27 protein-coding genes are annotated in these 26,661 nt (G+C 65.1%); 14 read left to right on the forward strand and 13 right to left on the reverse strand.

Annotated features, from left to right (window positions below):
* Positions 1 to 17: 17 nt before the first annotated feature.
* The 6 genes from M3I54_RS06975 to M3I54_RS07000 all read left to right on the forward strand — a co-directional run bounded on the left by M3I54_RS06975 (position 18) and on the right by M3I54_RS07000 (position 7,072).
* On the forward strand, positions 18 to 1,595 hold the full coding sequence (locus M3I54_RS06975; protein ID WP_254334122.1) for a cell wall anchor protein: 1,578 nt from the start codon (positions 18 to 20) through the stop codon (positions 1,593 to 1,595).
* 115 nt (positions 1,596 to 1,710) lie between these two features.
* Positions 1,711 to 2,433, forward strand: a complete 723-nt coding sequence (locus M3I54_RS06980) for a C39 family peptidase (RefSeq protein ID WP_375542103.1) — start codon at positions 1,711 to 1,713, stop codon at positions 2,431 to 2,433.
* 13 nt (positions 2,434 to 2,446) lie between these two features.
* The gene (locus M3I54_RS06985) at positions 2,447 to 3,292 is read left to right on the forward strand and encodes a peptidase C39 (RefSeq protein WP_254334124.1); all 846 of its coding nucleotides are present in this window, start codon (positions 2,447 to 2,449) and stop codon (positions 3,290 to 3,292) included.
* 164 nt (positions 3,293 to 3,456) lie between these two features.
* Positions 3,457 to 4,935, forward strand: coding sequence for a hypothetical protein (locus M3I54_RS06990; protein ID WP_375542109.1), 1,479 nt, complete (start codon positions 3,457 to 3,459; stop codon positions 4,933 to 4,935).
* 109 nt (positions 4,936 to 5,044) lie between these two features.
* Positions 5,045 to 6,478: a sigma-54 dependent transcriptional regulator gene (locus M3I54_RS06995; protein ID WP_254334164.1), complete on the forward strand. Its 1,434-nt coding sequence runs from the start codon at positions 5,045 to 5,047 to the stop codon at positions 6,476 to 6,478.
* Positions 6,479 to 6,574: 96 nt separating this feature from the next.
* Complete coding sequence (locus tag M3I54_RS07000; protein ID WP_254334128.1) at positions 6,575 to 7,072, forward strand: dihydrofolate reductase; 498 nt, start codon at positions 6,575 to 6,577, stop codon at positions 7,070 to 7,072.
* A 122-nt stretch (positions 7,073 to 7,194) separates the two neighbouring features.
* On the opposite strand, the gene pmbA is transcribed toward M3I54_RS07000, so the two are convergent.
* A complete protein-coding gene (gene pmbA / locus M3I54_RS07005) occupies positions 7,195 to 8,565 on the reverse strand; it encodes a metalloprotease PmbA (RefSeq protein WP_254334129.1) in 1,371 nt (456 codons plus the stop codon).
* 254 nt (positions 8,566 to 8,819) lie between these two features.
* On the opposite strand from pmbA, the gene yjgA reads away from it, so the two are divergent.
* Both yjgA and mog read left to right on the forward strand, forming a co-directional pair.
* Positions 8,820 to 9,434 carry a ribosome biogenesis factor YjgA gene (gene yjgA, locus M3I54_RS07010; RefSeq protein WP_302058865.1) on the forward strand — a complete coding sequence of 205 codons (615 nt, stop codon included), beginning with the start codon at positions 8,820 to 8,822 and terminating at the stop codon, positions 9,432 to 9,434.
* Positions 9,421 to 10,044 (forward strand): molybdopterin adenylyltransferase, encoded by a 624-nt coding sequence (gene mog, locus M3I54_RS07015; protein ID WP_254334130.1) that lies wholly within the window; start codon positions 9,421 to 9,423, stop codon positions 10,042 to 10,044. The genes yjgA and mog overlap by 14 nt, the downstream gene beginning before the upstream one ends.
* Before the next feature lie 90 nt (positions 10,045 to 10,134).
* Here mog and orn read toward each other — a convergent pair whose 3' ends face one another.
* Positions 10,135 to 10,764, reverse strand: a complete 630-nt coding sequence (gene orn, locus M3I54_RS07020; protein ID WP_254334131.1) for an oligoribonuclease — start codon at positions 10,762 to 10,764, stop codon at positions 10,135 to 10,137.
* A gap of 112 nt (positions 10,765 to 10,876) precedes the next feature.
* Here orn and M3I54_RS07025 point away from each other — a divergent pair, with 112 nt between their 5' ends.
* Genes M3I54_RS07025 through M3I54_RS07035 form a run of 3 tightly spaced genes read left to right on the forward strand, consistent with a single transcriptional unit; the run spans position 10,877 to position 13,440 of the window.
* A complete protein-coding gene (locus M3I54_RS07025) occupies positions 10,877 to 12,154 on the forward strand; it encodes a M48 family metallopeptidase (RefSeq protein ID WP_254334132.1) in 1,278 nt (425 codons plus the stop codon).
* A complete protein-coding gene (gene rsgA, locus M3I54_RS07030; protein ID WP_254334133.1) occupies positions 12,151 to 13,092 on the forward strand; it encodes a ribosome small subunit-dependent GTPase A in 942 nt (313 codons plus the stop codon). Before M3I54_RS07025 ends, rsgA begins: the two co-directional genes overlap by 4 nt.
* A 24-nt stretch (positions 13,093 to 13,116) precedes the next feature.
* On the forward strand, positions 13,117 to 13,440 hold the full coding sequence (locus M3I54_RS07035; RefSeq protein ID WP_254334134.1) for a DUF2007 domain-containing protein: 324 nt from the start codon (positions 13,117 to 13,119) through the stop codon (positions 13,438 to 13,440).
* Between the two features lie 76 nt (positions 13,441 to 13,516).
* Here M3I54_RS07035 and M3I54_RS07040 read toward each other — a convergent pair whose 3' ends face one another.
* The 6 genes from M3I54_RS07040 to rpsP form a co-directional block, all read right to left on the reverse strand.
* A complete protein-coding gene (locus tag M3I54_RS07040) occupies positions 13,517 to 14,455 on the reverse strand; it encodes a CobD/CbiB family protein (protein WP_254334136.1) in 939 nt (312 codons plus the stop codon).
* Between the two features lie 149 nt (positions 14,456 to 14,604).
* Entirely contained in the window at positions 14,605 to 15,327 is a 723-nt protein-coding gene (locus M3I54_RS07045) for a CoA pyrophosphatase (RefSeq protein ID WP_254334137.1), read from the reverse strand.
* A gap of 86 nt (positions 15,328 to 15,413) precedes the next feature.
* The gene (rplS, locus tag M3I54_RS07050) at positions 15,414 to 15,809 is read right to left on the reverse strand and encodes a 50S ribosomal protein L19 (RefSeq protein WP_028206741.1); all 396 of its coding nucleotides are present in this window, start codon (positions 15,807 to 15,809) and stop codon (positions 15,414 to 15,416) included.
* A gap of 150 nt (positions 15,810 to 15,959) precedes the next feature.
* Positions 15,960 to 16,727 (reverse strand): tRNA (guanosine(37)-N1)-methyltransferase TrmD, encoded by a 768-nt coding sequence (gene trmD / locus M3I54_RS07055; RefSeq protein ID WP_254334138.1) that lies wholly within the window; start codon positions 16,725 to 16,727, stop codon positions 15,960 to 15,962.
* Between the two features lie 66 nt (positions 16,728 to 16,793).
* On the reverse strand, positions 16,794 to 17,546 hold the full coding sequence (rimM, locus tag M3I54_RS07060; protein WP_254334139.1) for a ribosome maturation factor RimM: 753 nt from the start codon (positions 17,544 to 17,546) through the stop codon (positions 16,794 to 16,796).
* Positions 17,547 to 17,643: 97 nt separating this feature from the next.
* Positions 17,644 to 17,907 (reverse strand): 30S ribosomal protein S16, encoded by a 264-nt coding sequence (gene rpsP, locus M3I54_RS07065; protein ID WP_028206744.1) that lies wholly within the window; start codon positions 17,905 to 17,907, stop codon positions 17,644 to 17,646.
* 226 nt (positions 17,908 to 18,133) lie between these two features.
* Between rpsP and M3I54_RS07070 the strand changes: the two genes are divergently transcribed.
* Both M3I54_RS07070 and M3I54_RS07075 read left to right on the forward strand, forming a co-directional pair.
* Positions 18,134 to 19,291: a PQQ-dependent sugar dehydrogenase gene (locus tag M3I54_RS07070; protein ID WP_375542104.1), complete on the forward strand. Its 1,158-nt coding sequence runs from the start codon at positions 18,134 to 18,136 to the stop codon at positions 19,289 to 19,291.
* Positions 19,292 to 19,444: 153 nt separating this feature from the next.
* A complete protein-coding gene (locus M3I54_RS07075) occupies positions 19,445 to 19,918 on the forward strand; it encodes an NINE protein (protein ID WP_254334140.1) in 474 nt (157 codons plus the stop codon).
* 16 nt (positions 19,919 to 19,934) lie between these two features.
* Here the strand turns inward: M3I54_RS07075 and M3I54_RS07080 are convergent, their stop codons facing one another.
* Both M3I54_RS07080 and M3I54_RS07085 read right to left on the reverse strand, forming a co-directional pair.
* Positions 19,935 to 21,080: a PA0069 family radical SAM protein gene (locus M3I54_RS07080; protein WP_254334141.1), complete on the reverse strand. Its 1,146-nt coding sequence runs from the start codon at positions 21,078 to 21,080 to the stop codon at positions 19,935 to 19,937.
* Between the two features lie 116 nt (positions 21,081 to 21,196).
* Positions 21,197 to 21,685 carry an Lrp/AsnC ligand binding domain-containing protein gene (locus M3I54_RS07085; RefSeq protein ID WP_254334143.1) on the reverse strand — a complete coding sequence of 163 codons (489 nt, stop codon included), beginning with the start codon at positions 21,683 to 21,685 and terminating at the stop codon, positions 21,197 to 21,199.
* Positions 21,686 to 21,861: 176 nt separating this feature from the next.
* Here M3I54_RS07085 and M3I54_RS07090 point away from each other — a divergent pair, with 176 nt between their 5' ends.
* Positions 21,862 to 23,148 (forward strand): D-amino acid dehydrogenase, encoded by a 1,287-nt coding sequence (locus tag M3I54_RS07090; RefSeq protein WP_254334145.1) that lies wholly within the window; start codon positions 21,862 to 21,864, stop codon positions 23,146 to 23,148.
* Between the two features lie 78 nt (positions 23,149 to 23,226).
* On the opposite strand, the gene M3I54_RS07095 is transcribed toward M3I54_RS07090, so the two are convergent.
* The 3 genes from M3I54_RS07095 to M3I54_RS07105 all read right to left on the reverse strand — a co-directional run.
* A complete protein-coding gene (locus tag M3I54_RS07095) occupies positions 23,227 to 25,014 on the reverse strand; it encodes an acyl-CoA dehydrogenase (protein ID WP_254334147.1) in 1,788 nt (595 codons plus the stop codon).
* 132 nt (positions 25,015 to 25,146) lie between these two features.
* Positions 25,147 to 26,082, reverse strand: coding sequence for an electron transfer flavoprotein subunit alpha/FixB family protein (locus M3I54_RS07100; protein ID WP_254334170.1), 936 nt, complete (start codon positions 26,080 to 26,082; stop codon positions 25,147 to 25,149).
* A gap of 24 nt (positions 26,083 to 26,106) precedes the next feature.
* Positions 26,107 to 26,661 (reverse strand): electron transfer flavoprotein subunit beta/FixA family protein (locus M3I54_RS07105; protein WP_254334148.1); only part of this gene is annotated, 555 nt, incomplete at its 5' end.

Below are 26,661 nucleotides of genomic sequence, written 5' to 3' on the forward strand. Positions count from 1 at the left end.
AGTATCGGAGCGAAATCATGAAGCGCACCCTCATAGCAGCGGCAGTTCTTGCGTCGGCGGTAGGTTCCGCTCACGCAGCTAATTCGGCCTATCTCTTTAACGCCACTGGTGTCACCGAATACGTCGGCATCGACGGCTTCGTCAGGCTGTTCGGCTGCGTCTCGGTTTCGAGCACCGCCGGCGCCGTCATCAACAACACGCAAACCACGAGCGGTGGCACGCTTCTTCCGCAAGCACAGAGCTATACGAGCGGCAAGGTCACGACGACATTCAACAATACGGACTGGAGCGTTACGGGCACCGGCAACAACTCGTTCTACAAGTATTCGAACTCGAGCAATTCGAGCATGTCGTCCTCGTCGAGCAGTTCGTCGCATACGCATGACGTCAATGCGTCGACGACGAAGGCCTCGTCGAGCAGCTCGACCTTCGGCAAGACGCTCAACGCAAGCGTGAACGCCGACTATCATGTCTCGACCGACAACGGCGGCACGCACGACCACACGACCGCGAGCACCTATAGCGACACGGGCAGCGCGGCCCTTGGCACGAGCTACAGCAGCGTAGGCAACAACACGTCCACGAAGTCGCAAAGTGGCAATGGCGCCCTCCAGGCCAACGCATCGTGGTCGCACAGCGGCAACCACAGGAACGGCTCGGCCGGCATCAGCCTCAGCGGCTCGGAAAACACGTCGCACACGACGACCAACTCGCACAACAACAGCGACACGACGAACGCCGGCGCAGCCTGGGCAGTGAACAACAACAAGAACACGAGCAACAGCTCGACCACCGCCAATACGGCTTATGCCGACGGCACGGCCAGCGCCGCGCTTTCGGCGAGCGTGAACGGCACGAGCTCGAAGACGAAGAACTCGTCGGATACGTACGCGCACACGTACAGCACGTCGAGCACCAGCTCGGATTCGCATCAGCATTCGTCGTCGAGAAGCTCGAGCTCGAACAGCGGCTGGGGCTATAACGTCAGCGACACGCTCAACACGGTCGACGAGCACACCACGGGCTCCATCACGCAGCACTACAACACGCAGGCAGCGGGCACGCTCGACGCGAACACCGGCAACGGCGCAGCAACCGGCGTGACGGGCAACCTCGGCGTGAACATCGCCGAAGGCATCAACAACGCGCAAAGCAACGATGTCGCGCTCGCTTCCGTCGACATGGGCAACGTCTTCGGCAACGCGCAGATCTTCAACAACCAGGCCTCCAGCGGTAAGGCCAACGTGAAGAACTTCAATCTGAACGCGTCGGTCGGCGACGGCTCGCTCGCCAACGTATCGGGCAACGTCGGCGTGAACGTCGCATCCGGTATCGGCAACGCGCAGAACAACAGCCTCGCCGGCTCCGTGACGACGGCAACCAAGGGGGACTTCTCGACGGTTGCGATGGTCGCGACGGATAACAACTCGCAAAACGCTGCCATGACGGCCACCGGCCAGTTCCAGGGTACGGCCAGCCTCGGCGGCGGTACGCTCGTCGGCGCGCAAGGCAACATCGGCGTGAACATTGCCGGCGGCATCGGCAACCTGCAGCACAACGGCATGGCAATCGCCGCGATGAACAACGGCCACTAAGCACGGCTTGCAGCACTGCAGGAACTGGGCTCGCCCCAGGCAGAAAGCGCAGTAAGCAATGCGCGCCGGCTGTCCCACCACAGCCGGCGCGCAAACCAGAAGGTAGGAGACCACCATGTCCGGGCCCGTATCGACCCCGGCGTCAAGGATGTTTGTCGTCGCGCTGACGCTCTCGGCCAGCGCGGCCCTTGTGCCTGTGCATGCGCAGCAGTCGACGCTCGACGCGACCCACCTCATCGGCGTGCCGGTGAAGCTTCCGGTCCACTCGATGCGGGACCTTCGCTATCGCAGCATCGTCAGCCAGCAGTATGACTACAGCTGCGGCGCCGCCGCACTGTCCACACTGCTCAAGTACGGCTACGGCATCGACATCCCCGAACCTGAGCTGATCCGCCAGATGATGGTGTTCTCCACACCCGAGGTGGTCGTCAAGAACGGCTTCTCCATGCTCGACATGAAGAAGTTCGTCGAGACGATCGGCTTGCGCGGCCGCGGTTTTCGCGTCAACGCCGACGCGCTCTACCACCTGCAGATTCCCGTGCTGGTGCTCATGAACATCGATGGCTATGAGCACTTCGTGATCGTCAAGCACGCCGAGAACGGCCGCATTTTCATTGCGGACCCCGCGCTCGGCAACCGTATCGTCGCCGAAGACGACTTCGCGAAGACATGGAACGGCCTCGTCTTCGCGGTGCTCGGCAAGCCGTTCCTGGAGGACTCTCCGCTGTTGCAGAACAACGAGTCGCTCGCGCTCAAGCTGCGTGAAAACGCCTTGCTCAATGGCACTGCTGCGACTCCCTTCTTCGAATACGGCCTCGATAAGGCCGTGATGTTCTGAAGTGCAAAGAATCATGAAACGCAACCTCTCACAGTGTGGCATCGCGGCAGCCGTCTCCGCGCTCGCCTGCGCTTTTTCGAGCGGTGCGCTAGCGGCCGAAGGCATCGGCTTGCCGCAGCCGGTGCCGGCGTTTCTCTCGAACGCCGACGCTCAGGCGCAAGGCATCCGCTGCGAAGCCGTCGGCGACGACGTGCTCGCGCATCAGACCGGCAAATATGCCGGCAGCGACATGATTTCCGGGTTCGTTCTGAACCTGCTTTCTCAATGGCAATTGCCAAACGGCGCGACCGCAGTCGCGCAAGGCGCGCTCGCGGTCGCCCAGAACGCGGCCAACCAGGTGAGCGCGCAGGTGAAGACGTATGCAACCGTGATCGACCCGGCACAGGGCGGCACCACGGGCACAAACAGCGGCGCCAACCCGAACGCGACGGCCACCGGCGGCCAGAACGTCTCGATCAATGGCGTCTCGCAGATCACTCAGGTGGCCGGCAACGGTAATACGGGCGCCAATGCCGCAACCATCTCCTACGACAACAACGCGCCGCAGCTCGCCAATCTGCCAGGCGCCACCAACCAGTCGAGCGCGTCGGCATCGAACGCGACCGGCAGCATAAGAGCGGGCATCTCGTTCGGCGGTAACGGCGTCAACGTGACGCTGCAAACACCGGCGGGCATCGCCACGCAAAACATCGTGCCGGGCAACGCGCAACAGGCCGGCGCGATCGCCCAGCTACTCCAGGTCGCAGGCAATAACCAGCAGGTCGCCAACCAGCTGCAACTGAGTCTGCAGACGCAGCAGATGACGTCGCAAATGATCCGGCAGACCGGCGTATTACAGGCTCTGCGAAATCTCCATTAACCGAGGGCTCATAACGAGACGTACCAGCAAGGAGACCACCACGCGGGCAAGGACCCGCGCGAAAAGCAGCACTTTGAATGAGGAGCATCGACGTGCGCGGGCGTGGGACCAGGGGGTTCCGCCGGGCGCCCGCATTCGATCCCGGGGGAAGAACAATGAAGATGATGTCAAGGGCGGCCGCGCCACACGTGACGCTGGCCGCCATTCCAGCAGCCGTTTTGCTATTCGCGCTCTCGCAGTGCGCCCATGCACAGGCGCTACAAAGCCAGTCGATCGAAGACCGCCTGAATACACTCATGCGCGTAGTCGACGAGCAGCAGCGGCAAATCCAGTCACTCGAGCGCCAGGTGACGAACCTCGAAATGGCGCAACGCGGTCGGGGCATGCCGGGCGCGGGTGCGCCCGACGCCGCGTCGGACGCGACGGTCGCGGAACAGCCGGGGGCAGACGGTCTGCCTGTGCCCTTGCCGCCGCTCGCCCAGGCGCTGCCGGGTGCGACGGCGCCCGGTTCGCTCACCGGCACGGCCACGGGCGTGCCGGTGAACCCGCCCTCGCCCGACGCGGGCACGACCAATGGCGCGACCGGCACCTCGGCCGCGAGCGGGCCGCAGCAGGGTGCGCCGGTTGGTGTGAACCCCAACGGCAGCCCGACCGTGGGCGAGACGCAGAAGAACGCTGAGCCGTCCCGCACGCAAGCCGAAGAAGCGGTCGTGCAGCGCGAGCACGCGCCGCTCTTCGACCACAAGCTGACGTTGGACTGGGGTATCAGCGACAGTTACTACGATCGCCGCCAGCTGCAGCTTTCAGGCTTTCTTGCGCTCGACGCGATCTTCCTCGGCAACATCAATCTGGGGCAGACCAAGTCGCACACGATCACCGCCGACCTGGACACGCGCTACGGCCTCACCGACCGCATGAGCGTGGATGTGGACGTGCCTTACGTCTACCGGCACAGCACCTTCATCGTGGGTGGCGCGGGCGGCTCGGCCAGCACGCTGACGGATGCATCGGTCAATTCGAACGCGATCGGTGACGTGAACTTCGGGGTCTACTACCAGTTCCTGAAGGAAACCAACAGCATCCCCGACGTGGTCGGCAGCCTGCGCGTGAAGACGGCCACCGGCACCTCGCCGTTCGGCATCAAGGTGCAGCAGATCACGCCCGACAATACCAATCTCGTCGCCCCCAGCAAGCTGCCCACGGGCACGGGCTTCTGGAACGTGACGGCCGGCCTCTCGGTGCTGAAGACCTACGACCCCGTGGTGCTGTTCGGCAGCTTCTCGTACACGTACAACATCTCGCGCTCGTTCGCCGACATCTCCTCGGTGATCGGGCAAACCGAGCCTGCCGAAGTGAAGCTCGGCGACATCATCCAGTTCGGCGGCGGCGTGGCGCTCGCCTTCTCGGACAAGGACTCGGCGAGCATCTCGTACACCATGGCCATCGAGCCGCAATCGAAGACCAAGGCGCCGGGCGGCACATGGACCGGCGTGCCGGGCAGCGAGACAACGGCCTCGGTGCTCAACTTCGGACTGAACCACGTGGTCAACAAGCACCTGACGATCAACGGCGCGGTTTCCGTCGGGCTCACGCCCGATGCACCGAACTTCGTCGTCGGCGTGCGTTTCCCTTACACCTTCTGATCACATGAGGCCGATCGTGCGCGAATCCTCACATCTGGGCGCCACTGTGACACCGCTCGCCGGAGCGGGGCAGCGTCTCGCCGTGGGCGGACCGCCGCTTGCCGGCGATGTGCCCGACGCCGGCCGCGCCCGCGATGCGAAGCCCGAGGCGGGTATCGATCGCACCTTGCTGTATGTCGCGCGCACGCCCGACCCGCTGCTCAGCGCTTACCTCAAGAGCCGCGGCTGGGAAATCGCGACCGCGCGCACGGTGCACGAGGCCTCGCGCCTCGTAAAGCCGGAGGCGGCCTATGCCGGCATCGTCGATCTCACGGGTTTCGCGCCGCGCGAGTTCACGGGCCTCGAGACGATCCTGCGGCTGCAGCAGGTGGGATGGATCGCGCTCACCGACGATTCGCGCCTCACCGACGCCGACGTGCGGCGCCTGATCCGCCACTACTGCTTCGACTACGTGCATGTGCCGGTCGCACATGCAACGCTCGACTACCTCGTGGGCCACGCATACGGCATGGTGTCGCTGTGCGATCTCGACACGCCAGGCGCCGCCGCGAGCCAGGACGAAGACGAGATGGTCGGCACCTGCGAAGCGATGCAGCAGCTCTTTCGCACGATCCGCAAGGTGGCCAACACCGACGCCACCGTGTTCATCTCGGGCGAATCGGGCACCGGCAAGGAACTCACGGCGCTCGCGATCCACGAGCGCTCTGCGCGGCGCAAGGCGACGTTCGTGCCGATCAACTGCGGTGCGATCCCGCATCATCTTCTGCAATCCGAACTGTTCGGCTATGAGCGCGGCGCGTTCACGGGCGCGAACCAGCGCAAGATCGGGCGCGTCGAATCGGCCAACGGCGGGACGCTCTTTCTCGACGAAATCGGCGACCTGCCGCTGGAAAGCCAGGCAAGCCTGCTGCGCTTTTTGCAAGAAGGCAAGATCGAACGCCTGGGCGGGCGCGAGCAGATTCCCGTGGACTTGCGCATCATCTCGGCCACGCACGTCGATCTCGAGGCGGCAATGCGCGAGGGACGCTTTCGCGCCGACCTCTTTCACCGCCTGTGCGTGCTGCGCGTGGACGAGCCGCCGCTGCGCGCGCGCGGCAAGGACATCGAAATTCTCGCGCACCACGTGCTGCACAAGTTCAAGCAGGACAGCGCGCGCCGGATACGCGGCTTCACGCCCGACGCCATTGAGGCCCTGTACAACTACAACTGGCCAGGCAACGTACGCGAGCTCATCAACCGCGTGCGCCGCGCGATCGTCATGGCCGAAAGCAAGCTGATTTCGGCGGAGGATCTCGATCTCGCGCACTTCACCGCGCAGCAGACGGTCACGCTCGCGCAGGCGCGCGAGGCCGCGGAGCGGCGCGCGATCGAGGCGGCGCTGCTGCGGCACCGGCACCGGCTCACGGAAGCCGCTGTCGATCTCGGCATCTCGCGCGTGACGCTTTACCGGCTGATGGGCACGCACGGCCTGCGCGACGAAAAAACGCTCTTCGTCGGCGAAGCGGAGAACCAGGCGGAATTACCGCCCGACGTGCAGGATTGAAACACCCGATACCGCAGAGGAAGCGCGCCGGGGCACCCGGCGCGCTCAGGTAGAATCGCTGCGAACAGCTTACAACCTCGCACCTCTACCCTTTCGATGACCACGCTCACCCTCATCGTCGCCCGCGCCCGCAACGGCGTGATCGGCCGCGACAACGCGCTGCCCTGGCGGCTCCCCGAAGACCTCGCGTTCTTCAAGCGCACCACCATGGGCGCCCCCATCATCATGGGCCGCAAAACGCACGAATCGATCGGCCGCGCCTTGCCGGGCCGCCGCAACATCGTCGTGACGCGCGACGCGGGCAAGCGCTTTCCCGGCTGCGACACCGCCACGAGCCTCGACGAGGCGCTCGCGCTCGCGGCGCAGGACCAGGCGCCCGAGGCGTTCCTGATCGGCGGCGCGCAGCTCTACAGCGAAGGACTCGGGCTCGCGCACGAACTCGTGATGACGGAAATCTCCGCGGACTTCGAGGGCGACGCCACCTTTCCCGCGCCCGACCCCGACGTGTGGCAAGAAACGTCGCGCGAGACGCTGCATGCGAATGCGCCGAACGACTTCGATTTCGCGTTCGTGCGGTACGTGCGCCGGGATTGATCGACGGGGCGCGCATCGCTGCCCAACCCAGCGCAGCGCCCCAAGCGGCACCCTAAAGCAAAACGGCACGCCAGGGCGTGCCGTTTTTCATTGAGCCAGCGGAAAAGGCGCTTATTACGCGCTTATTGCCCCGCGACCGTCATCCTCTCGATCAGCACCGAGCCGGTCTGACGCGTGCCGCGCGCGAGTGTATCCGAGCCGACGGCGACGATGTGGTGGAACATCTCCTGCAGCGTGGAGGCCACCGTAATTTCCTCCACCGGGTACTGGATCTCGCCGTTCTCCACCCAGAAGCCCGACGCGCCGCGCGAATAGTCGCCCGTCACAAAATTCACGCCCTGCCCCATCAGTTCGGTCAGCAGGAGGCCCGTGCCGAGCTTTTTCAGCATCTCCTCGAAGTCGTCCTCAGGCTTCGTGAGCGAACTTTGGAACTGCAGGTTGTGCGAACCGCCGGCATTGCCCGTGGTCTGCATGCCGAGCTTGCGCGCCGAATACGACGAAAGGAAATAGCCCTGCACGATGCCGTCCTTCACGACTTCGCGGCGCTGCGTGCGCACGCCCTCTTCGTCGAACGGCGCGCTGCCGGCCGCGCGCGGCACATGCGGGTCCTCGACGATCTGGATGTGCGGCGCGAACACCGGCTTGCCAAGGCTGTCGACGAGAAACGACGTCTTGCGATACAACGCTCCGCCGCTCACGGCCTGCACGAACGCGCCGAGCAGGCCCGCGGCGAGCGGCGCTTCGAACAGCACCGGCACCTTGCGCGTGTCGAGGCTGCGCGCGTTCAGGCGCGAGAGCGCACGCTCGGCCGCGTAGCGCCCAACGGCTTCGGGGGAGGCCAGCTCGGCCGCGCTGCGCCGCGAGGTGTACCAGTCGTCGCGCTGCATGTTGCGGCCGACGCCTGCGATAGGCGCACACGACACGTAGTGGCGCGAGTACGGATAGCCGTGCATGAAGCCGCCCGAGGTGGCGAGCACGAACTGCGAATGCTGCGCCGAAACGCTCGCACCTTCGGAGTTCTTCACGCGCGGATCGACGGCGAACGCGGCGTCTTCGGCGCGGCGTGCGATTTCCACGGCCTCGTCGGCGGAGAGATTCCACGGGTGATAGAGGTCGAGGTCGCGCGGCGTGGTTTCGAGCAGATCGGGCTCGGCGAGGCCCGCGCAGTCGTCGTCGGCGGTGAAGCGCGCGATGTTGTACGCGGCCGCCACCGTGTCCTTGAGCGCCTGCGGCGAAAAGTCCGAGGTGCTCGCGTTGCCGCGCTTGTTGCCGATATAGACGGTCACGCCGACCATCTTGTCGCGGTTGTGCTCGATCGTCTCGACCTCGCCGCGCCGCACCGAGACGGACAAGCCGTCCCCTTCGGAGATCTCGGTCGCGGCGTCGCTCGCGCCGAGCGCGTTGGCGTGCCGCAGGATGTCTGAGGCGATCTCCTTCAGCTCGTCCTGGGTGTGCGGGAAAAAGCGTTGCCGGGCTTCGATGTCTGCTGCCATTGTCGTTACGGTCCGGTTCTGGGCCGGTGCGGCCCGCTGGTGTCGTGTTTCGCTGGTGTCGATTCAGGTGCTTCGGAACGCGCTGCGTTCGCAAAGCGCATCCCGCGATCATAGCAAGGTATGTGAACACGCATCACAGGCGCTTTCGTCGCCTGGCTATCGCACCGACTACCGCATCAGCATCGGGCCGCCGGCGCCGCCGTCCGCCGCCTTCCAGCCCGAGCCGCACGCCCGCGCGCGCTACAATACGCTCCATGAAACGCAAAACCCGCATTCAACCGATGAACGACGCTGTCGCCGAACAGGACGACAACGGCTACGATCGCCCGAGCAAATCGCAGCTCAAGCGCGACATGGAAGCGCTCCAGGAACTCGGCCAGGCCCTCGTGGAACTGCCCAAAGACGCGCTCAAGCGCATGCCGATGACCGAAGACCTCGCGGACGCCGTCCACGAGTGCCGCCGCATCACCGACCACGAAGGCAAGCGCCGCCAGCTCCAGTACGTGGGCCGCATGATGCGCGGCCTGACCGACGCCGAAGTCGCCGCGCTGCGCACGAAGTTCGAAGAGCACCGCGGCGTGAACAGGGCCGCCACGGCGCGCCTGCACTGGATCGAGCGCACGCGCGACAAGCTGCTCGCGGACGACGCCGCGCTCACCGAATTCATCCGCCAGTATCCCGCCGCCGACCCGCAGGCAGCGCGCACGTTGATCCGCAACGCGCGCCGCGAGCAGGAGCAAAGCCGCCCGCCCAAGTCTTTCCGAGAGCTGTTCCAGTGGATCAAGGACGTGAGCACGCAAGGCGCGCTCGAGGCTGACGACCACGACGACGAGCGCGCGGACGAGGACCGCGAAGATGACGAAGCCTGAGCGCAGCCATCCTGACGAACTCGTGATCGGCCTCGTGTCGGTCAGCGACCGCGCGACGAGTGGCGTCTACGAGGACAAGGGCATCCCCTCGCTGATGGAGTGGCTCGGCAGCGTGCTGAAAACGCCCTGGCGCGCCGAAACGCGCCTGATCCACGACGACACGGCGACGATCTCCGCCACGCTCACGGCGCTCGTGGACGGCCTCGGCTGCGACCTCGTGCTGACCACGGGCGGCACCGGCCCCGCGCGCCGCGATGTGACGCCCGAGGCGACGCTCGCGGTGGCGACAAAGGAAATGCCGGGCTTTGGCGAGCAGATGCGCCAGATCAGCCTGAATTTTGTGCCGACGGCCATTCTGTCGCGCCAGGTTGCCGTGATCCGCGAAAACGACGACCACGCGGCGCTCATCATCAACCTGCCAGGGCAGCCGAAGTCGATCAAGGAAACGCTGGAAGGCTTGCGCGACGATCAGGGCGCCGTGAAGGTGCCGGGCATTTTTGCTGCGGTGCCATATTGCATCGACCTGATCGGCGGCCCGTATATCGAAACCGATCCGAACGTCGTGGCGGCGTTCCGGCCCAAAAACGCGCAGCGAGCGCCGCGCGCTTGAGAGTCGAACTTCAATGATCGCGCAGCAGCGGCAGCGCCGCTGCTGCGTGTCTCAACGGCGCCCACCGCGACCACGGCGCGCCGTCGGCGATCAGAGCGCCGGACCGGCCTCGCCCGACGCCACGTCGGGCACGATGCCCGGCGCCGGCACGAGGAAGTGCTCGCGGTAGTACTTGAGCTCGTCGATCGACTCGTGGATATCGGCGAGCGCCGTGTGCATCGCACGCTTCTGGAAGCCCTTGTAGATGGTCGGCTGCCAGCGGCGGCACAGCTCCTTGAGCGTGCTCACGTCGAGGTTGCGGTAGTGAAAGAAGCGCTCGAGCGTGGGCATCCAGCGCGCCATGAAGCGACGGTCCTGGCAGATCGAGTTGCCGCACATCGGCGACTTGCCCGGCGGCACGTATTGCGAAAGGAACGCCATGATCTGCTCGGTCGCGGTTTCCTCCGTGACGGTCGAGGCGCGCACGCGCTCGGTGAGGCCCGAGCGGCCGTGCGTGTTGCGGTTCCATTCGTCCATGCGGTCGAGCACCGACTCCGGCTGATGGATGGCCAGCACGGGGCCTTCCACGAGCTTGTCGAGCGTCGAGTTCGTGACCACGACGGCAATCTCGATGATGCGGTCGTTGTCCGGATCGAGGCCCGTCATTTCCATATCGAGCCAGATCAGGTTCATGTCGGTGCGCTCGATGAACGGCGCGCCGGCAGCGGTAATGTCAGTCATGAAAGGCAACCCGGAGAGCGTTGGAGGCGCGGCGCGTGCGCGGCATCGACAGGATGCGATGCCCGGCCGGCGAGAACATATAATTGTCGCATAGATACCACGGACTTCCTGGATGCCTAATCTGTCCCCCTCCCCTGCGCTGTACTTCAGCGTGCTCTTCGTCGTGGCCGTGCTCGCCATGGTCGCGACCAAGCTCTGGCTCGCGTCGCGCCAGATCCGCTTCGTGGCCGCCCATCGCGGCGCGGTGCCCGCGCAGTTCACCGCGACCATTCCGCTCGCCGCGCACCAGCGCGCCGCCGACTATACGGTCGCGCGCACGCGCCTCGGCATGATCGAGATCGTGCTCGGCGCCGTGGTGCTGATCGCGCTCACGCTGCTCGGCGGCGTGCAGGCGCTGGACCTCGGCATCTCGGATGCGATCGGACGCGATTATGTGGGCCAGATCGCGTTGATCGGGGCCGTGCTCGCCATTTCCGGCGTGCTCGAACTGCCGCTCGACTACTATCGCCAATTCGTGGTCGAGGAGCGCTTCGGCTTCAATCGCATGACGAAGCGCATCTTCATCATGGACCGCATCAAGGGGCTGCTGATCGGCGCTGCGTTCGGCATTCCGCTTCTGTTCGTCGTGCTCTGGCTCATGAAGCAGGCAGGCAGCCTCTGGTGGCTCTGGACGTGGGCCGTGTGGGTCGCCTTCCAGATGCTCGTGCTGGTGCTCTACCCCACCTTCATCGCGCCGCTCTTCAACAAGTTCGAACCGCTGCGCGATGAAGCGCTGCGCTCGCGCATCGAGGCGCTTATGCAGCGCTGCGGCTTTGCGGCCAAGGGCCTGTTCGTGATGGACGGCAGCCGCCGCTCCGCGCACGGCAACGCCTATTTCACGGGCTTTGGCGCAGCCAAGCGCATCGTGTTCTTCGATACGCTGCTCGCGCGCCTCTCCGGCAGCGAGATCGAGGCCGTGCTCGCGCACGAGCTGGGCCACTTCAAGCGCCGTCACGTGATCAAGCGCATGATCGTCACGTTCGCGATCAGCCTCGCGCTGCTCGCCCTGCTCGGCTGGCTCTCGCAGCGCGTATGGTTCTACGAGGGTCTCGGCGTGCGGCCGTCGCTGCTCGGCGGCAACGAAGGGCTCGCGCTCGTGCTGTTCTTCCTCGCCGTGCCCGTGTTCCTGTTCTTCGTCACGCCGCTTGGCAGCCTCTCGTCGCGCAAGCACGAGTTCGAAGCCGACGCCTTCGCCGCCACGCAAACGGACGCGCAGCACCTCGTCAACGCTCTCGTGAAGCTCTACGAGGACAACGCGTCGACGCTCACGCCCGACCCGCTCTATACCGCGTTCTACTACTCGCATCCGCCGGCTTCGCAGCGGATCGACCGACTGCTCGCTCACGCATGAACCGGCGCGCAACGAAAGCCGCCGGCAACGCAAAAGCTGCAGGCGCCACGCTGTACGGCGTGGTGATCGCCGCCCACGGGCGCCACTATCTCGTCGCGCCCGACGGCGGCGGCGCGCACCTGCAATGCTTCCCGCGCGGCAAAAAGAGCGAGGTCGCGGTGGGCGACCGCGTCGAGTATCAGTCGACCTCCGCCGACCAGGGCGTGATCGTCACGATCGGCGAGCGGCGCAACCTGCTCTATCGCTCCGACCAGTTCAAGTCGAAGCTCTTCGCGGCGAACCTCGACCAGTTGCTGATCGTGCTCGCCACGGAGCCCCACTTCAGCGAGGACCTGCTCGGGCGCGCGCTCGTGGCCGCCGAGGCCAACGACCTCAAGCCGCTCATCGTGCTCAACAAGATCGACGTGGAGGCCGCGCTGCCGCTCGCGCGCCAGCGCCTCGAACGCTATCGCGCGCTGGGCTATACGGTGCTGGAGGTTTCGGTGAAGGGCCGCCCCGAGGAGGCACGCGCGGCGCTGGCCGAGCATCTCCACGGCCATCAGACGATCCTGCTCGGCCAGTCGGGCATGGGCAAGTCGACGCTCGTGAACCTGCTGATTCCCGACGCCGAAGCGGCCACGCGCGAGATCTCGACTGCGCTCAACAGCGGCCGCCACACCACGACGTTCACGCGGCTCTATACGCTCCCCGAGGGCGGCGCGCTGATCGACTCGCCGGGCTTCCAGGAGTTCGGCCTCTATCACCTCACCGAAGGCAAGCTGGAGCGCGCGTTCCCCGAGTTCCGGCCGCTGCTCGCGCACTGCCGCTTCTACAACTGCCATCACCTGCACGAGCCGGGCTGCGCGATTCTGGAAGCTGTCGACGATGGCCGCATCGCGCCCGAGCGCCAGGCGCTGTACGCCCAGCTCATGCACGAGATCAGCCAGGTCGTGCGCTGACGCGTCGCCTGCCTCCAACGCCCTATGCTCAAACTCGTGCGCGCGCCGAATCTGCTGATCGCCCAGCACTGGATGAACATCCTGGCGACGGCGGGCGTCCCCTGCGAGCTGCACAACCGCTACCTGAGCGGCGCGATGGGCGAGATTCCGGCCGAGCAATGCGCGCCCGAGCTGTGGCTCATGGACGAACGCGACGAGAAACTCGCCCGGCGTTTGATCGACGACGCGGTGAACGGCCCGCCGCCGGGCGCGCCCACGTGGCGCTGCGCGCGGTGCGGCGAGGTGCTCGAGGCGCAGTTCACCGTGTGCTGGAATTGCGGACGCGATCGCGACGTGCGCGACGAGTGACGGAGTTGTCGACCCAAACGTACACGGGCCGCTAGAAGCGGCCCGTGTACGTTTTTACGACTCAGCGCTCCAGCGCTCAGAGCCAGACGGCAATCGTCAGCATGAGCAGCAGGATCATCCACAGGATCACGGCTCGCCAGACGAGGCCCACGGCCGACTGCAGCGTGCGCGGCGTGCAGTCGTCGCCAACCGTGTACGGACCGCCCTCGCCCGGCTGCGCGAGCACATCGACGCTGGACTGCTCGGCGAGCGGGCCCGAAAGGCGAGCGCCCAGCGCGCCGCTGCCGGTCGCGAGCAGCACGCCTTCGTTGGTGTCGGGCCACTGGTTCGTGTGGTTGCGCCAGGCGTAGATCGCGTCCTCGAAGTTGCCGACGATCGCAAAGCCCAGCGACGTAAGCCGCGCCGGCACCCAGTCGATCACGAAAAACACATGCTGCGCGAAGTTCGAGAACGCCTCGGTGCGGTCCTCGGCCGGACGCGCCCACTCGCGCGCGAGGTATTCGGCGATGCGGTACAGCACAGCGCCCGCGGGCCCGATCGGCACGAGAAACCAGAAGAACACGCCGAACACGTGCCGATGCGATGCGATCACCGCGTGAATCAGCGTGTGGCGCACGATCTCGCTCACGGGCATGTCCACGGCGTCGATGCCGGTCCATTCCTGGAGGATTTCACGCGCGCGCGGCACGTCGTCGTTGTTGAGCGCGAGATGGATGTCGGTGAAATAATGGCTGAACTGGCGAAAGCCGAGCGTGAAGTACACGACCACCACGTTCCACAGAAACGCCAGCACGAAGCTGATGTGGTACAGCACGTAGTAGACGAGCGCCGTGGCGAGTGTCCACGGCAGCACGACCACGAGCCAGGCGATGAGCCCATGTTTCTGCTTGCCGGCGTCGAAGCCGTGAGCGGCCCATTCCGCATTGAGGCGCACGAGCGCCATGACCGGATTATTGGGCGACAGCGCCCGCACCTGTTCGATGACGAGAGCCAGCAATACGGAAAAGAAGGTCATGCGACGCGCCGTGCAGATCGAGTTGCGAAAGGGGTTTTAGAAAGTGTTGCAACGATATCACAGGGCCAGATGTGCCTGACCGTCGCCGGCATTTCGGGCGGCAAACGCGCAACAGTGCGCGGCGGCGCTTGCACGCGCCGCCAGACGTGCTACGCGAGCAGGAAACGGTAGAAGTTGCGCAGCATGCCCGCCGTCGCCCCCCAGATGAAGTGCGTGGATCCGACGCCGGAAGCGACGACGGGTTCGGGCATATTGCGGTCCGGTGAATTGCGGTCCGGATACGGCATCGCGTAAAAGCGCCGCTCGCCGCCTTCCCAGCGGAACACGCGCACCTGGTGATGCACCGGGTTCATGAGAAAGCTGAGCGGCACTTCGAAGATGCTCGCCACTTCGAGCGAGTCCGCCGCGAGACTGAACGGCTCGTGCACGAGACCGACCACCGGCGTGACCTTGAAGCCCGTGCCAGTGAGGTAATCGGGCAATGCGCCGAGCACCTCGACACGCGCGGGGTCGAGGTTCACTTCCTCGTGCGCCTCGCGCAGCGCGGCGGCGATGGGCGTGGGGTCGGAAGGTTCGCGGCTGCCGCCGGGAAAGCTCACCTGGCCCGCGTGATTGCTGAGGTTGTCGGCGCGCTGGGTGAGCAGCACGGTCAGGCCGCCCGGACGCAAGGCGATGGGCACGAGCACGGCGGCTTCGCGCGGATCGCGCATCTCAGCCAGACGGGCTTCCTGCGGTTCGGGGTCCCACGGCAGACGCTGCTCGAAGCGCGTGCGCAAGCCGGCGGCGGTCAGGCGTTCCGCGGCAACTTGCGGAAGGCTCGCACCCGTCGATTCGATCGGCAGGCTTTCGGGTTCAAATACTGGGCGGATCAACGGGCGTCTCGGATTACACGTACACGAGATTATTCTGAGGCCAAAAAGAAAAAAGCACCCCGGAGGGTGCTTCTTTCTTACAGCTTTTACGCCTGGTCGGCCGGAGCAGCTGCGCGGTCTTTCGACACCAGCTTTTCCTTGATACGTGCCTTCTTGCCCGACAGGTTGCGCAGGTAGTACAGCTTCGCGCGACGCACGTCGCCGCGACGCTTCACCACGATGCTGGCCAGCAGCGGCGAGTACGTCTGGAACGTACGCTCGACGCCTTCGCCCGACGAGATCTTGCGCACGATGAACGACGAGTTCAGGCCGCGGTTACGCTTCGCGATCACGACGCCTTCGTATGCCTGAACGCGCTTGCGGTTACCTTCAACCACGTTCACGTTGACGATCACCGTATCGCCGGGGGCGAATTCGGGGATGGTCTTCTCGCCCAGCACGCGCTGGATTTCTTCCTGCTCGAGTTTTTCAATCAGATTCATGGATTGACTCCGTATGCCATCTTGTCGGCGTTCGTACCTGTGCAGGGTTGCCTGCACTACGGCCCCGATAGAGGATGGATTCACATCTGGCGCCGTTCACGCATGAAGCGGCACCGCCTTTTGCGCCCCTCGTCGAGCACGCCCGAAGCCTTACGCTTCGTTCGAGCCCTTCGCGAGACTAGCGAGCCACGCCTCGTCGGCACGGCTCAACATCTTGTTCTTTCTGGCCCGCGCGATCAGATCGGGCCGCTTGTTCCACGTGTTGCGCAACGCCTCGCGGCGGCGCCATAGCTCGATTTCCGCATGATGGCCGCCAAGCAGCACATCGGGCACGCGCTCGCCGTCGTATTCCTCGGGGCGCGTGTAATGCGGACAGTCGAGCAACCCGTCGACGAAGCTGTCCTGCACAGCCGAAAGCGCGTCGCCCAGCACGCCAGGCAGGTTGCGCACCACGGCGTCCATCAAGGCCATCGCGGGCAATTCGCCCCCCGAGAGCACGAAGTCGCCGAGGCTCACTTCTTCGTCCACACAGCGGTCGACGAGACGCTGGTCGATCGCTTCATAGCGGCCGCACAACATCACGAGGCCCGGCTCCTGCGCGAACTGCATGACGCGTTCGTGCGTGAGCGGCTTGCCTTGCGGCGACATCAGCAACACACGCGGGGCGCTCACACCTGCTTGCGCCTGCGCGGCCTTCGCTGCACCGATCGCCGCTTCGAGCGGCTTGGCCAGCATGACCATGCCGGGGCCGCCGCCGTAGGGGCGATCGTCGATCGTACGGTAGTTGTCGGTCGTGAAATCACGCGGATTCCACGTGCGCAACGTGTAACGCTGCTGCTTCGCCGCCCGGCTGGTAATGCCCCAGTCGGTCAGCGCGCGGAACATCTCGGGAAAGAGCGTGACGACATCGAACTGCATCGCTCTCTCCGTTCAGCGAAATTGAATCGAGGCGCGCGGCGGGGTTGCACAGCGTTGCCGCGATGCTTAGTAGTCGGCTTCCCAGTCGACGACGATACGCTTCGCCGCCAGGTCCACCGTCTTCACGAACACGCCCACAAACGGGATCAGGCGCTCGCCGGTGACCGGCTTGCCATCCTTGTCCGTGGACGCGTACGTGACACGCAACACCGATTGCGCGCCATTGTCGATCAGGTCGGCGACCTTGCCGAGCTCGACGCCCGCTTCATTGGCGACGTCGAGGCCGATCAGGTCGACCCAGTAATATTCATCGGCTGCGGGCGCCGGGAATTCGGCCCGGCTCACGTACACGCGCGCGCCGCGCAACAGCATCGCGGCATCGCGGTCGGCCAGGCCCGAAAGCTCGCCAACGACGCTGTCACCATGAACCTTGGCGCTCACGCGCACCGCGGAATGACGCTCGCGACGTTCCTGACCCTCGCGGCCCTTGAGGAGCCACCAGCGTTTAGCGGAAAGCAGCGCTCGGCCGTCCTGCGCGTGAGGCGCGATCTTCAGCCAGCCCTTGAGGCCATAGGCGTCGATCACGGCGCCGACTTCAACGGCGTCGGCAGGCCAGCTCGCTTCGGTTTCGGCGCGCAGGCTCCCGGTTGCGGGCGCAACTTGCGTGGCGCTCTCGCGCGCAGGCTTGCGCACGAACGCACCAAACGACGGCGCGCCGCGGGCCGCGGCCTTGCCGGCGCCGCCGGTCGCGGCTTCGGGCGCCCCGCTTTCCGACGCGTCGTTCGCCTCTACGGCAGATTTAGCGTCATGCGCGGACATCGGCACCCCTTGCGACCAGCTTGATATCGCACACGCGGCTCATGCAGCGCGCACGCGGGTAAAACACGGACGACAGACTGAAAAGACGCTTAAAGACTTACGCAGCCGGCGCAGCGGCGGCGGTCTTTTGCGCTTCCTTCACGAGACGCTCGACGGCCGGCGACATTTGCGCGCCGTTTTCCTTCCAGTACGTCACGCGATCTTGAGCGATACGCAGCGTTTCACCCTTGGTAGCGACCGGGTTGTAGAAGCCCACTCGCTCGATGAAACGGCCGTCGCGACGGTTGCGCGAGTCGGTTGCGACGATGTTGTAAAACGGGCGCTTCTTCGAGCCGCCGCGTGCCAGACGGATGATGACCATACTAAATCCTTGAAAACCGGGGTTCGGAACTACTGAAACATGCGATTATAGCCCGAAACCGGAGGCATAACAAACACTTAACGGGAAATTGCGCGTCGGCGCGCAGAAAGCGGCAAGACACGGCGGTCAAACTGCGGCTCATGCCCACGATGGGCGGGCCCTGGAGCGAATTGTGGCGATTTTCAGACGACTCGTGCAATGGCTGCGTCGCGGTTGTGGCGGCGGCGTGGGTGACAGCGCCCTTTTTTCGGGGTCTCGCGAGCCGGCCAGACGCTTCGCAGCGGCGTGGCTCGCCTGTGCCACCGCCCTGCTCGCAGCGCCGCTCGCTCACGCGGCGCTTCCCATCGACCGCATCAAGCTGCCACCGGGCTTCCGCATCGAGGTGCTCTCCGCCGATGTGCCAGGCGCGCGCGAAATGACGCTGTCGGAAAACGGCACCTTATATGTGGGGAGTATGGGCGGTGACGTCTACGCGCTCGAACTCAAGGACGGCAAGGTCATAAAGCGCCATATCGTGGCCTCGGGACTGACGATGCCGGTAGGCGTGGCCTGGCGCAACGGCGCACTGTACGTCTCGGCGGTTTCGTCGATCGTGCGACTCGACGACATCGACCGTCATCTCGACGATCCGCCCAAAGCCGTCGTCGTCACGGATTCGCTGCCCACCGAGCGCCACCACGGCTGGAAGTTCATCGCCTTCGGCCCCGACGGCAAGCTCTACGTGCCGCAAGGCGCGCCGTGCAACGTCTGCCTGCCGGCCAGCGACCCGCAGCGCGTGCATTTCGCGATGATCGGGCGCATGGACCCCGACGGCTCGCACTACGAGACCATCGCCCGCGGCGTGCGCAACACGGTCGGCTTCGCGTGGCATCCGCAGACCCACGAACTCTGGTTCACCGACAACGGCCGCGACATGCTCGGCGACGATATCCCCGACGACAAGCTCAATCGCCTCGCGCATGGGGGCGAGGACTTCGGCTTTCCGTATTGTCACGGTGGCAATGTCGCCGACCCCGAGTTCGGCGCAGGCCATCCGTGCAGCGGCTTCACGCCCCCGGTCGTCAAACTCGGCGCGCATGTGGCGTCGCTCGGCATGCGCTTCTATACCGGCTCGATGTTCCCGGCCGAGTACAAGAACAGCATTTTCATCGCCGAGCACGGCTCGTGGAACCGCAGCAAGAAGATCGGCTATCGCGTGGTGCGCGTGAGCGCCAACGCCGACGGCACGAACGCACGCCAGGAAGTGTTCGCGCAGGGCTGGCTCAACTCCGACGAGACCCAATGGGGCCGCCCCGCCGACGTGCTGCCGCTGCCCGACGGATCGCTCCTAGTCAGCGACGACTATGCGGGCGCGATTTATCGCGTGACTTACACCAAACCGTGACGCGACCGCCACGTTGAAGGTGCAAACATGGTGCCGGGCATAAGCGTGCGCTTGTGCTGCAAGCCCGGCGTGCGGCATACAATGCCCGGCGGCCCGTGTGCGTTTGACGTGATGCGCCCATGACGGCCGAACGTCCACGTTTCGCCCGAGCCCATGCCCAACGACAAGAACTTCGCACGCTTTCGCTCCAAGACGCTCACTGCCGCACTCGCCTTCCTGTTTGGCAGCCTCGGCGCACACCGCTTCTATCTGTACGGCCCACGCGACGTATGGGGCTGGGCGCACATGCTCGGCACGCTCATCGGCATTCCGGGCGTCATGCTGCTCGTCGCAACCGAACGCGCCTCGATTCCCGGCTGGGTGCTCGCCGTGATCGGCGCGGTGTCGGTCATCTCGGCATTTCTGGCGGCGATCGTCTACGGGCTGCGCCCCGACGCCAAATGGGACGCGCAGTTCAACGCCACGTTCGTGGAGAAAGGCCGCACGAGCCGCTCCGGCTGGACGGTGATCTTCGTCGTGATCTTCTCGCTGCTGATTGGCGCGTTTCTGCTGATGACGGGACTCGCGCTCTCGTTTCAAACGTACTTCGAGTCCCAGGTCGAGGCCGCGAAGGCGCTCTCGCAGTAAACCGCGCAGCAAGGGCTCAGAACAAGTCGAGCTGCGGCTTCTCGCGCACGGTCTTCGACTGCACGAACGCCGACATGTCCAGAATGCCGTGGCGCCGCTCGTTGAGCCCGAGGCGCCGCACGGCATTGTGAAAGCGCTGCTTGAGCAGGTCGGCCCAAAGCCCCGTGCCCTTCATGCGCTGCGAAAACGCCGACTCGTAGTCCTTGCCGCCGCGCATGTCGCGCACGCGGCTCATCACACGCTCGGCGCGCTGCGGGAAGTGCGCCGCCAGCCAGTCCTGGAAGAGCGGCGCGACCTCCCATGGCAAGCGCAGCACGATGTAACTCGCGCTTGTCGCACCGGCCTCGGCGCAGGCTTCGAGCACGCGCTCCATGTCGGGCTCGGTCACGAACGGAATCACGGGTGCGATGCTCACGCCCACCGGCACGCCGGCTTCGGCTAGCGTGCGGATGGTGCGCAGCCGCCGCGCGGGTGTCGCCGCACGCGGTTCGAGCGAGCGGGCGATATCGGCGTCGAGCGTGGTGATCGTGATCGCCGCCATGAACTGCTTGCGCGCGGCCATCGGCGCGAGCAGGTCGAGATCGCGCTCGATTAGTGAGGATTTCGTGATGGCCGCGAACGGATGCTGCCGTTCGGCCAGCACTTCGACCACGCGGCGCGTGATGCGCATGTCGCGCTCCACCGGTTGCCAGGCGTCGGTGTTCACGCCCAGGGCGATCGGCTCGGGCTCGTAGGTCGGCTTCGCGATTTCCCGCGCGAGCAACTCCGCCGCATTGACCTTCGCATAGATACGGCTCTCGAAATCGAGCCCCGGCGAGAGGCCGAGATAGCTGTGCGTGGGCCGCGCGAAGCAATAGATGCAGCCGTGCTCGCAGCCGCGATAGGGATTGAGCGAGACGTTGAACGGAATGTCCGGCGACTGGTTGCGCGTCAGGATGCTTTTCGCGCGCTCTTCGAAGACCTCGGTGCGCAGCCTGGGCTCGCCAGTTTCATCGCCATGGTCCTCGCCGCCGCCCGCCTGTTGCCAACCGTCGTCGAACGCTTCGCGCTGGTCGACTTCGTAGCGTCCTTGCAGGTTCGTGACCGCACCGCGCCCCTTGCGCGCCGTGGGCGGCGCAACGGGATACCAGGCGTCGGGATCGGGGTGATGGGAGTCGGTCACGGTTAGAACAAAATGAACATGAAAACGCGGACATGAAAAACGCGAATCGATACTGTATAAATATACAGTATCGATTCGCGTTGTCGAGTCCCAAAAAACGGGGCGCTTTCAGCCGCTCATTCCCCAACGGCGATGGTCAGCGTCTCCTTGATCTCTTCCATCACCACGTAGCTCTTCGACTGCACAGCGCCTGGCAGTTGCAGCAGGATGTCGCCGAGCAGCTTGCGGTAGTCGGCCATCTCGCCAATGCGCGCCTTGATGAGATAGTCGAAGTCGCCCGAGACGAGATGGCATTCGAGCACTTCGGGAATCTTCTGCACCTCGCGGCGGAACTGGTCGAACATGTTGCCGCTCTTGTGGTCGAGCGTGATCTCCACGAACACGAGCAGCGCCGCTCCCAGCACCAGGGGATTCACGCGCGCGAAGTAGCCCGTGATCACGCCGTCGCGCTCCATGCGCTTCACCCGCTCGATGCACGGCGTAACCGAGAGCCCGACCTGCTCCGCGAGGTCCTTCATGGCCATGCGGCCGTCTTCCTGGAGCAGTTTCAGGATGCGGTGATCGAGCCGGTCGAGTGCGCGGACCGGTTGGCGCTGCGTTCTCATGGTTTATTCCCGAAAATCTGAAAAATACGATAACAAAACCTGGCCATACAACAATAGCATAGCTACAAATACTGGCTACACCCGAATTTTCATGCCTTCTCCCCTATCGGTGCCAAAACACCGCTTCGTGGGTCCCGGCAACGCGGCGTAGCTCAACGAATCTATATGGAGCAGCTATGCGAGTCGTCGTGTTGGGCAGTGGTGTGGTCGGTGTGGCCAGCGCCTGGTATCTCGCCCGCGCGGGCCACGAAGTGACCGTGATCGACCGCGAGGCGGGTCCCGCGCTCGAAACCAGTTTTGCGAACGCCGGCCAGATCTCGCCGGGCTACGCCGCGCCGTGGGCAGCGCCTGGGGTGCCGCTCAAGGCGATCAAGTGGATGTTCGAGAAGCACGCCCCGCTCGCCATTCGTCTGGACGGCACCAAATTCCAGCTGCAGTGGATGTGGCAGATGCTGCAAAACTGCACGCCCGAACGCTACGCGCTCAACAAAGGCCGCATGGTGCGCCTCGCGGAATACAGCCGCGACTGCCTGCAGGCGCTGCGCGCCGACACGGGCATTCAGTATGAAGGCCGCACGGGCGGCACGCTCCAGGTGTTCCGCACGCAGCAGCAATTCGAAGGCGCGGCGAAGGACATCGCCGTGCTCAAAGATGCGAACGTTCCGTACGAACTGCTTACCGCCGCCGAACTCGGCCGCGCCGAACCCGCGCTCGCCGCGGTGTCGGGCAAGCTCACGGGCGGCCTGCGTCTGCCCGGCGACGAAACCGGCGACTGCCAGATGTTCACCACGCGCCTTGCCGCAATGGCCGAACAACTGGGTGTGAAATTCCGCTACAACACGCCGATCGACGGCCTCGCCATGCAGGGTGAGCGTATCGCGGGCGTGCAATGCGGCAGCGAGCTGGTGCGCGCAGATTCGTTCGTGGTCGCACTCGGCTCCTTCTCGACGAAGATGCTCGCGGGCCTCGTGAAGATTCCGGTCTATCCGCTCAAGGGCTATTCGATCACCGCGCCAATCGTGAATGCAAGTGCCGCGCCGATTTCGACCGTACTCGACGAAACCTACAAGATCGCGATCACGCGTTTTGACGACCGCATCCGCGTGGGCGGCATGGCCGAGATCGTCGGCTTCGACAAGACGCTCAAGCAAGCCCGCCGCGAAACGCTCGAAATGTGCGTGAACGACCTGTTCCCGGGCGGCGGCGACACGACGAAGGCCACCTTCTGGACCGGCCTGCGCCCGATGACGCCGGACGGCACGCCGGTCGTAGGCCGCACGCCGATCTCGAACCTGTTCCTGAACACGGGTCACGGCACGCTCGGCTGGACGATGTCGTGCGGCTCGGGCCAGTTGCTCGCCGACCTGATCTCGGGCAAGCAACCCGCGATCCGCGCCGACGATCTTTCGGTGCACCGCTATCTCGGCGACACGCAAGGCTCGCATCGCCCGGCTTATGCCTGAGGCCAATCACGCTGCGTGAACGAACACGGCGCCTCCAGGGCGCCGTGTTTCATTGCTCGCTTAGGTTGGCGCGCGGCGTCAGAACTGATCTTCCGCCAACGCCAGCACACCCTCGCTGCCGTTTGCGCTGACAATCGCTGCTTCGAGCGCCACCGCCTGCGGCAAGACGTGTTGAGCGAAGAACTGCGCCGTGGCGATCTTCGCGCCATGAAACTTCGGGTCCTCCTGCATGAGACGCTGCGAGGCGAGCATGGCGCGCGCCATCTGCCATCCGCCTAGCACGATACCCGCCAGCTTCAGATACGGCACGCCGCCCGCGAACACCGCGTTCGGATCGGTTTTCGCCTTCGTGAGCACGAAGTCCACGGCCGACGCCAGCGCCTCCTTGCCGAGCGCGAGATGCTTGCGCATCGACTCGAACGCAGCGCCTTGTTGTCCGGCTAGCGCGTCGACGGTCTGCGCGATATCCGCAAGCAGCGACTTTGCCGCCGCGCCGCCGTCGCGCAGCGTCTTGCGCCCGATGAGATCGTTCGCCTGGATCGCAGTCGTGCCCTCGTAGATCGGCAGAATGCGCGCGTCGCGGTAGAACTGCGCCGCGCCCGTTTCCTCGATGAAACCCATGCCGCCATGCACCTGCACGCCGAGGCTCGTCACGTCCAGCGCCAGTTCGGTGCTCCAGCCTTTCACGATTGGCACGAGGTATTCGTAGCGCGCCTGATGCCGCGCACGGGCCGCCTCGTCGGGGTCGCCTTGCGCGCGGTCGCTCTCGCCCGCCGCCACGTAAGCGAGCGCACGCGCGGCTTCGGTGAGCGCACGCATCGTGGCGAGCATGCGGCGCACGTCGGGGTGATGGATGATGCTCACCGCCGCTTTCGCGGAACCATCCACCGGGCGGCTCTGCACGCGCTCCTTCGCATAGGCGAGCGCCTTCTGGTAGGCGCGATCGGATACGGCCACGCCCTGCATGCCCACCGCAAAACGCGCCGCGTTCATCATGATGAACATGTATTCGAGGCCGCGATTCTCTTCGCCAATCAATTGGCCAATCGCGCCGCCATGGTCGCCGAACTGCAGCACGGCGGTCGGGCTCGCCTTGATACCGAGCTTGTGTTCGATCGATACGCAATGCACGTCATTGCGCGCGCCGAGCGAGCCGTCGTCGTTCACGAGGAACTTCGGCACGATGAAGAGCGAGATGCCCTTCACGCCTTCGGGCGCCGTGGGCGTGCGCGCGAGCACGAGATGGAGGATGTTCTCCGCCATGTCGTGCTCGCCCCACGTGATGAAGATCTTCGTGCCGAACACCCTGTACGTGCCGTCGCCTTGCGGCTCGGCGCGCGTGCGCACGGCCGCTAGATCGGAGCCCGCCTGCGGCTCGGTGAGGTTCATCGTGCCGGTCCAGTCGCCGGAAATGAGCTTCGGCACGAAACGCTGCTTTTGCGCTTCGCTGCCGGCGGTGAGGAGCGCTTCGATGGCGCCGTCGGTGAGCAACGGACACAGCGCGAACGAGAGATTCGCCGCGTTGAGCATTTCCACGCACGGCGTGCCGACGAGCTTCGGCAAGCCTTGTCCTTCGTATTCCTGAGGATGCTGCACGCCTTGCCAGCCGCCTTCCACGTATTGCCGGAATGCCGCCTTGAAACCGGGCGTGGCGTGCACGTTGCCGTTTTCCCAGCGGCTCGGATTGCGGTCGCCTTCGGCGTTCAGCGGCTCGAGCACTTCGCCGCATAGCTTCGCGGCTTCGTGCAGCACCGCTTCGACCGTTTCGGGCGTGGCGTCTTCGCCGCCCGGCAACTTCGCGATTTCTTCGAGGCCGGCCAGTTCCTTCATGACGAACAGCATGTCGCTCGTGGGCGCCTGGTACATTTCAGTCTCCTCCTTTCCAGAATGCGGTTCCTCAAATGACAAAGGGGCGCCGCGGCGCCCCTTTGCTGCTTCGTCTCACGCCGCGCGTTCAATCATGATCGCGGCGCTCGTCGCTGGATACACCGGCCGGATTCAGCCGAGTTCCTTCACGAGTTCCGGCACGACCGTGAACAGATCGCCCACCAGACCGTAATCCGCCACGCTGAAGATCGGCGCTTCTTCGTCCTTGTTGATCGCGACGATCACCTTCGAGTCCTTCATGCCGGCCAGATGCTGGATCGCGCCCGAGATGCCGACAGCCACGTACAGTTGCGGCGCGACGATCTTGCCGGTTTGGCCGACCTGATAGTCGTTCGGCACGTAGCCAGCGTCGACGGCTGCGCGCGAGGCGCCGAGTGCGGCGTTGAGCTTGTCCGCGAGCGGTTCCAGAACCTTCGTGTAGTTCTCGCCGCTGCCCAGACCCCGGCCACCCGAGACGATGACCTTCGCGCTCGTGAGTTCCGGACGGTCGAGCTTCGTCACTTCACGGCCGACGAACTGCGTGAGACCGCTGTCCGCCGCCGCTTCGAGCTTCTCGACCGCTGCGCTGCCGCCAACGGCCGCGACGGGATCGAAACCGGTCGTGCGGACCGTGATCACCTTGATCGGGTCGCTCGACTGGACGATTGCGATCGCGTTGCCTGCGTAGATCGGACGCTCGAACGTGTCCGGCGAATCCACGGCGGTGATGTCGCTGATTTGCGCGACGTCGAGCTTCGCGGCGATACGCGGCGTGACGTTCTTGCCCGCTGCCGTTGCCGGAGCCAGGATGTGCGTGTAGTTCTTCGCAATGCTCAGCACCGTTGCTTCGACGTTCTCAGCAAGGCCCTGCTCAAGTTGCGGCGCGTCGGCGAGCAGCACCTTTGCAACGCCTGCGATCTTCGCTGCCGCGTCCGCTGCAGCCTGCGCATTGTGGCCCGCGACCAGCACGTGCACGTCGCCGCCAATCTTCTGTGCTGCGGCGACCGTGTTCAGCGTCGCGGCCTTGATCGACTGATTGTCGTGTTCGGCTATTACCAGATTCACCAGATTCGTCATTTTCGTCTGCTCCCCTTACAGCACCTTGGCTTCCGTCTTCAGCTTCTCGACCAGCGTCTTCACGTCCGGCACCTTCACGCCTGCGCTACGCTTGGGCGGCTCGGCAACCTTCAGCGTCTTCAGACGCGGCGTAACGTCCACGCCGAGGTCTTCGGGCTTGACGATCTCGAGCGGCTTCTTCTTCGCCTTCATGATGTTCGGCAGCGTGACGTAGCGCGGCTCGTTCAGGCGCAGATCCGTCGTGACGACAGCGGGCAGCGTGAGCGACAGCGTTTCCGCACCGCCATCCACTTCGCGCGACACGGTGGCCTTGCCGTCGGCAACGACAACCTTCGAAGCAAACGTGGCTTGCGGCAGGTTCGCCAGCGCGGCGAGCATCTGGCCGGTCTGGTTCGAATCGTCGTCAATGGCCTGCTTGCCGAGGATGACCAGTTGCGGCTGTTCCTTGTCGACCAGCGCCTTCAGGAGCTTGGCGACGGCCAGCGGCTGCAGGTCTTCGTTCGACTCGATGAGGATCGCGCGATCCGCGCCGATGGCCAGCGCCGTGCGCAGCGTTTCCTGCGCCTGCGT

This window comes from Paraburkholderia sp. CNPSo 3274, from assembly GCF_024206475.1.
In the GTDB taxonomy this organism is placed as follows: Bacteria; Pseudomonadota; Gammaproteobacteria; order Burkholderiales; family Burkholderiaceae; genus Paraburkholderia.

What these genes read in the sequence shown, in the direction of transcription:
- M3I54_RS06975 (WP_254334122.1), top strand. Translation starts at nt 18, where the DNA reads ATGAAGCGCACCCTCATAGCAGCGGCAGTTCTTGCGTCGGCGGTAGGT.
- M3I54_RS06980 (WP_375542103.1), top strand. Translation starts at nt 1,711, where the DNA reads ATGTCCGGGCCCGTATCGACCCCGGCGTCAAGGATGTTTGTCGTCGCG.
- M3I54_RS06985 (WP_254334124.1), top strand. Translation starts at nt 2,447, where the DNA reads ATGAAACGCAACCTCTCACAGTGTGGCATCGCGGCAGCCGTCTCCGCG.
- M3I54_RS06990 (WP_375542109.1), top strand. Translation starts at nt 3,457, where the DNA reads ATGTCAAGGGCGGCCGCGCCACACGTGACGCTGGCCGCCATTCCAGCA.
- M3I54_RS07000 (WP_254334128.1), top strand. Translation starts at nt 6,575, where the DNA reads ATGACCACGCTCACCCTCATCGTCGCCCGCGCCCGCAACGGCGTGATC.
- pmbA (WP_254334129.1), bottom strand. Translation starts at nt 8,565, where the DNA reads ATGGCAGCAGACATCGAAGCCCGGCAACGCTTTTTCCCGCACACCCAG.
- yjgA (WP_302058865.1), top strand. Translation starts at nt 8,820, where the DNA reads ATGAAACGCAAAACCCGCATTCAACCGATGAACGACGCTGTCGCCGAA.
- mog (WP_254334130.1), top strand. Translation starts at nt 9,421, where the DNA reads ATGACGAAGCCTGAGCGCAGCCATCCTGACGAACTCGTGATCGGCCTC.
- orn (WP_254334131.1), bottom strand. Translation starts at nt 10,764, where the DNA reads ATGACTGACATTACCGCTGCCGGCGCGCCGTTCATCGAGCGCACCGAC.
- M3I54_RS07025 (WP_254334132.1), top strand. Translation starts at nt 10,877, where the DNA reads ATGCCTAATCTGTCCCCCTCCCCTGCGCTGTACTTCAGCGTGCTCTTC.
- rsgA (WP_254334133.1), top strand. Translation starts at nt 12,151, where the DNA reads ATGAACCGGCGCGCAACGAAAGCCGCCGGCAACGCAAAAGCTGCAGGC.
- M3I54_RS07035 (WP_254334134.1), top strand. Translation starts at nt 13,117, where the DNA reads ATGCTCAAACTCGTGCGCGCGCCGAATCTGCTGATCGCCCAGCACTGG.
- M3I54_RS07040 (WP_254334136.1), bottom strand. Translation starts at nt 14,455, where the DNA reads ATGACCTTCTTTTCCGTATTGCTGGCTCTCGTCATCGAACAGGTGCGG.
- rplS (WP_028206741.1), bottom strand. Translation starts at nt 15,809, where the DNA reads ATGAATCTGATTGAAAAACTCGAGCAGGAAGAAATCCAGCGCGTGCTG.
- trmD (WP_254334138.1), bottom strand. Translation starts at nt 16,727, where the DNA reads ATGCAGTTCGATGTCGTCACGCTCTTTCCCGAGATGTTCCGCGCGCTG.
- rimM (WP_254334139.1), bottom strand. Translation starts at nt 17,546, where the DNA reads ATGTCCGCGCATGACGCTAAATCTGCCGTAGAGGCGAACGACGCGTCG.
- rpsP (WP_028206744.1), bottom strand. Translation starts at nt 17,907, where the DNA reads ATGGTCATCATCCGTCTGGCACGCGGCGGCTCGAAGAAGCGCCCGTTT.
- M3I54_RS07075 (WP_254334140.1), top strand. Translation starts at nt 19,445, where the DNA reads ATGCCCAACGACAAGAACTTCGCACGCTTTCGCTCCAAGACGCTCACT.
- M3I54_RS07085 (WP_254334143.1), bottom strand. Translation starts at nt 21,685, where the DNA reads ATGAGAACGCAGCGCCAACCGGTCCGCGCACTCGACCGGCTCGATCAC.
- M3I54_RS07090 (WP_254334145.1), top strand. Translation starts at nt 21,862, where the DNA reads ATGCGAGTCGTCGTGTTGGGCAGTGGTGTGGTCGGTGTGGCCAGCGCC.
- M3I54_RS07095 (WP_254334147.1), bottom strand. Translation starts at nt 25,014, where the DNA reads ATGTACCAGGCGCCCACGAGCGACATGCTGTTCGTCATGAAGGAACTG.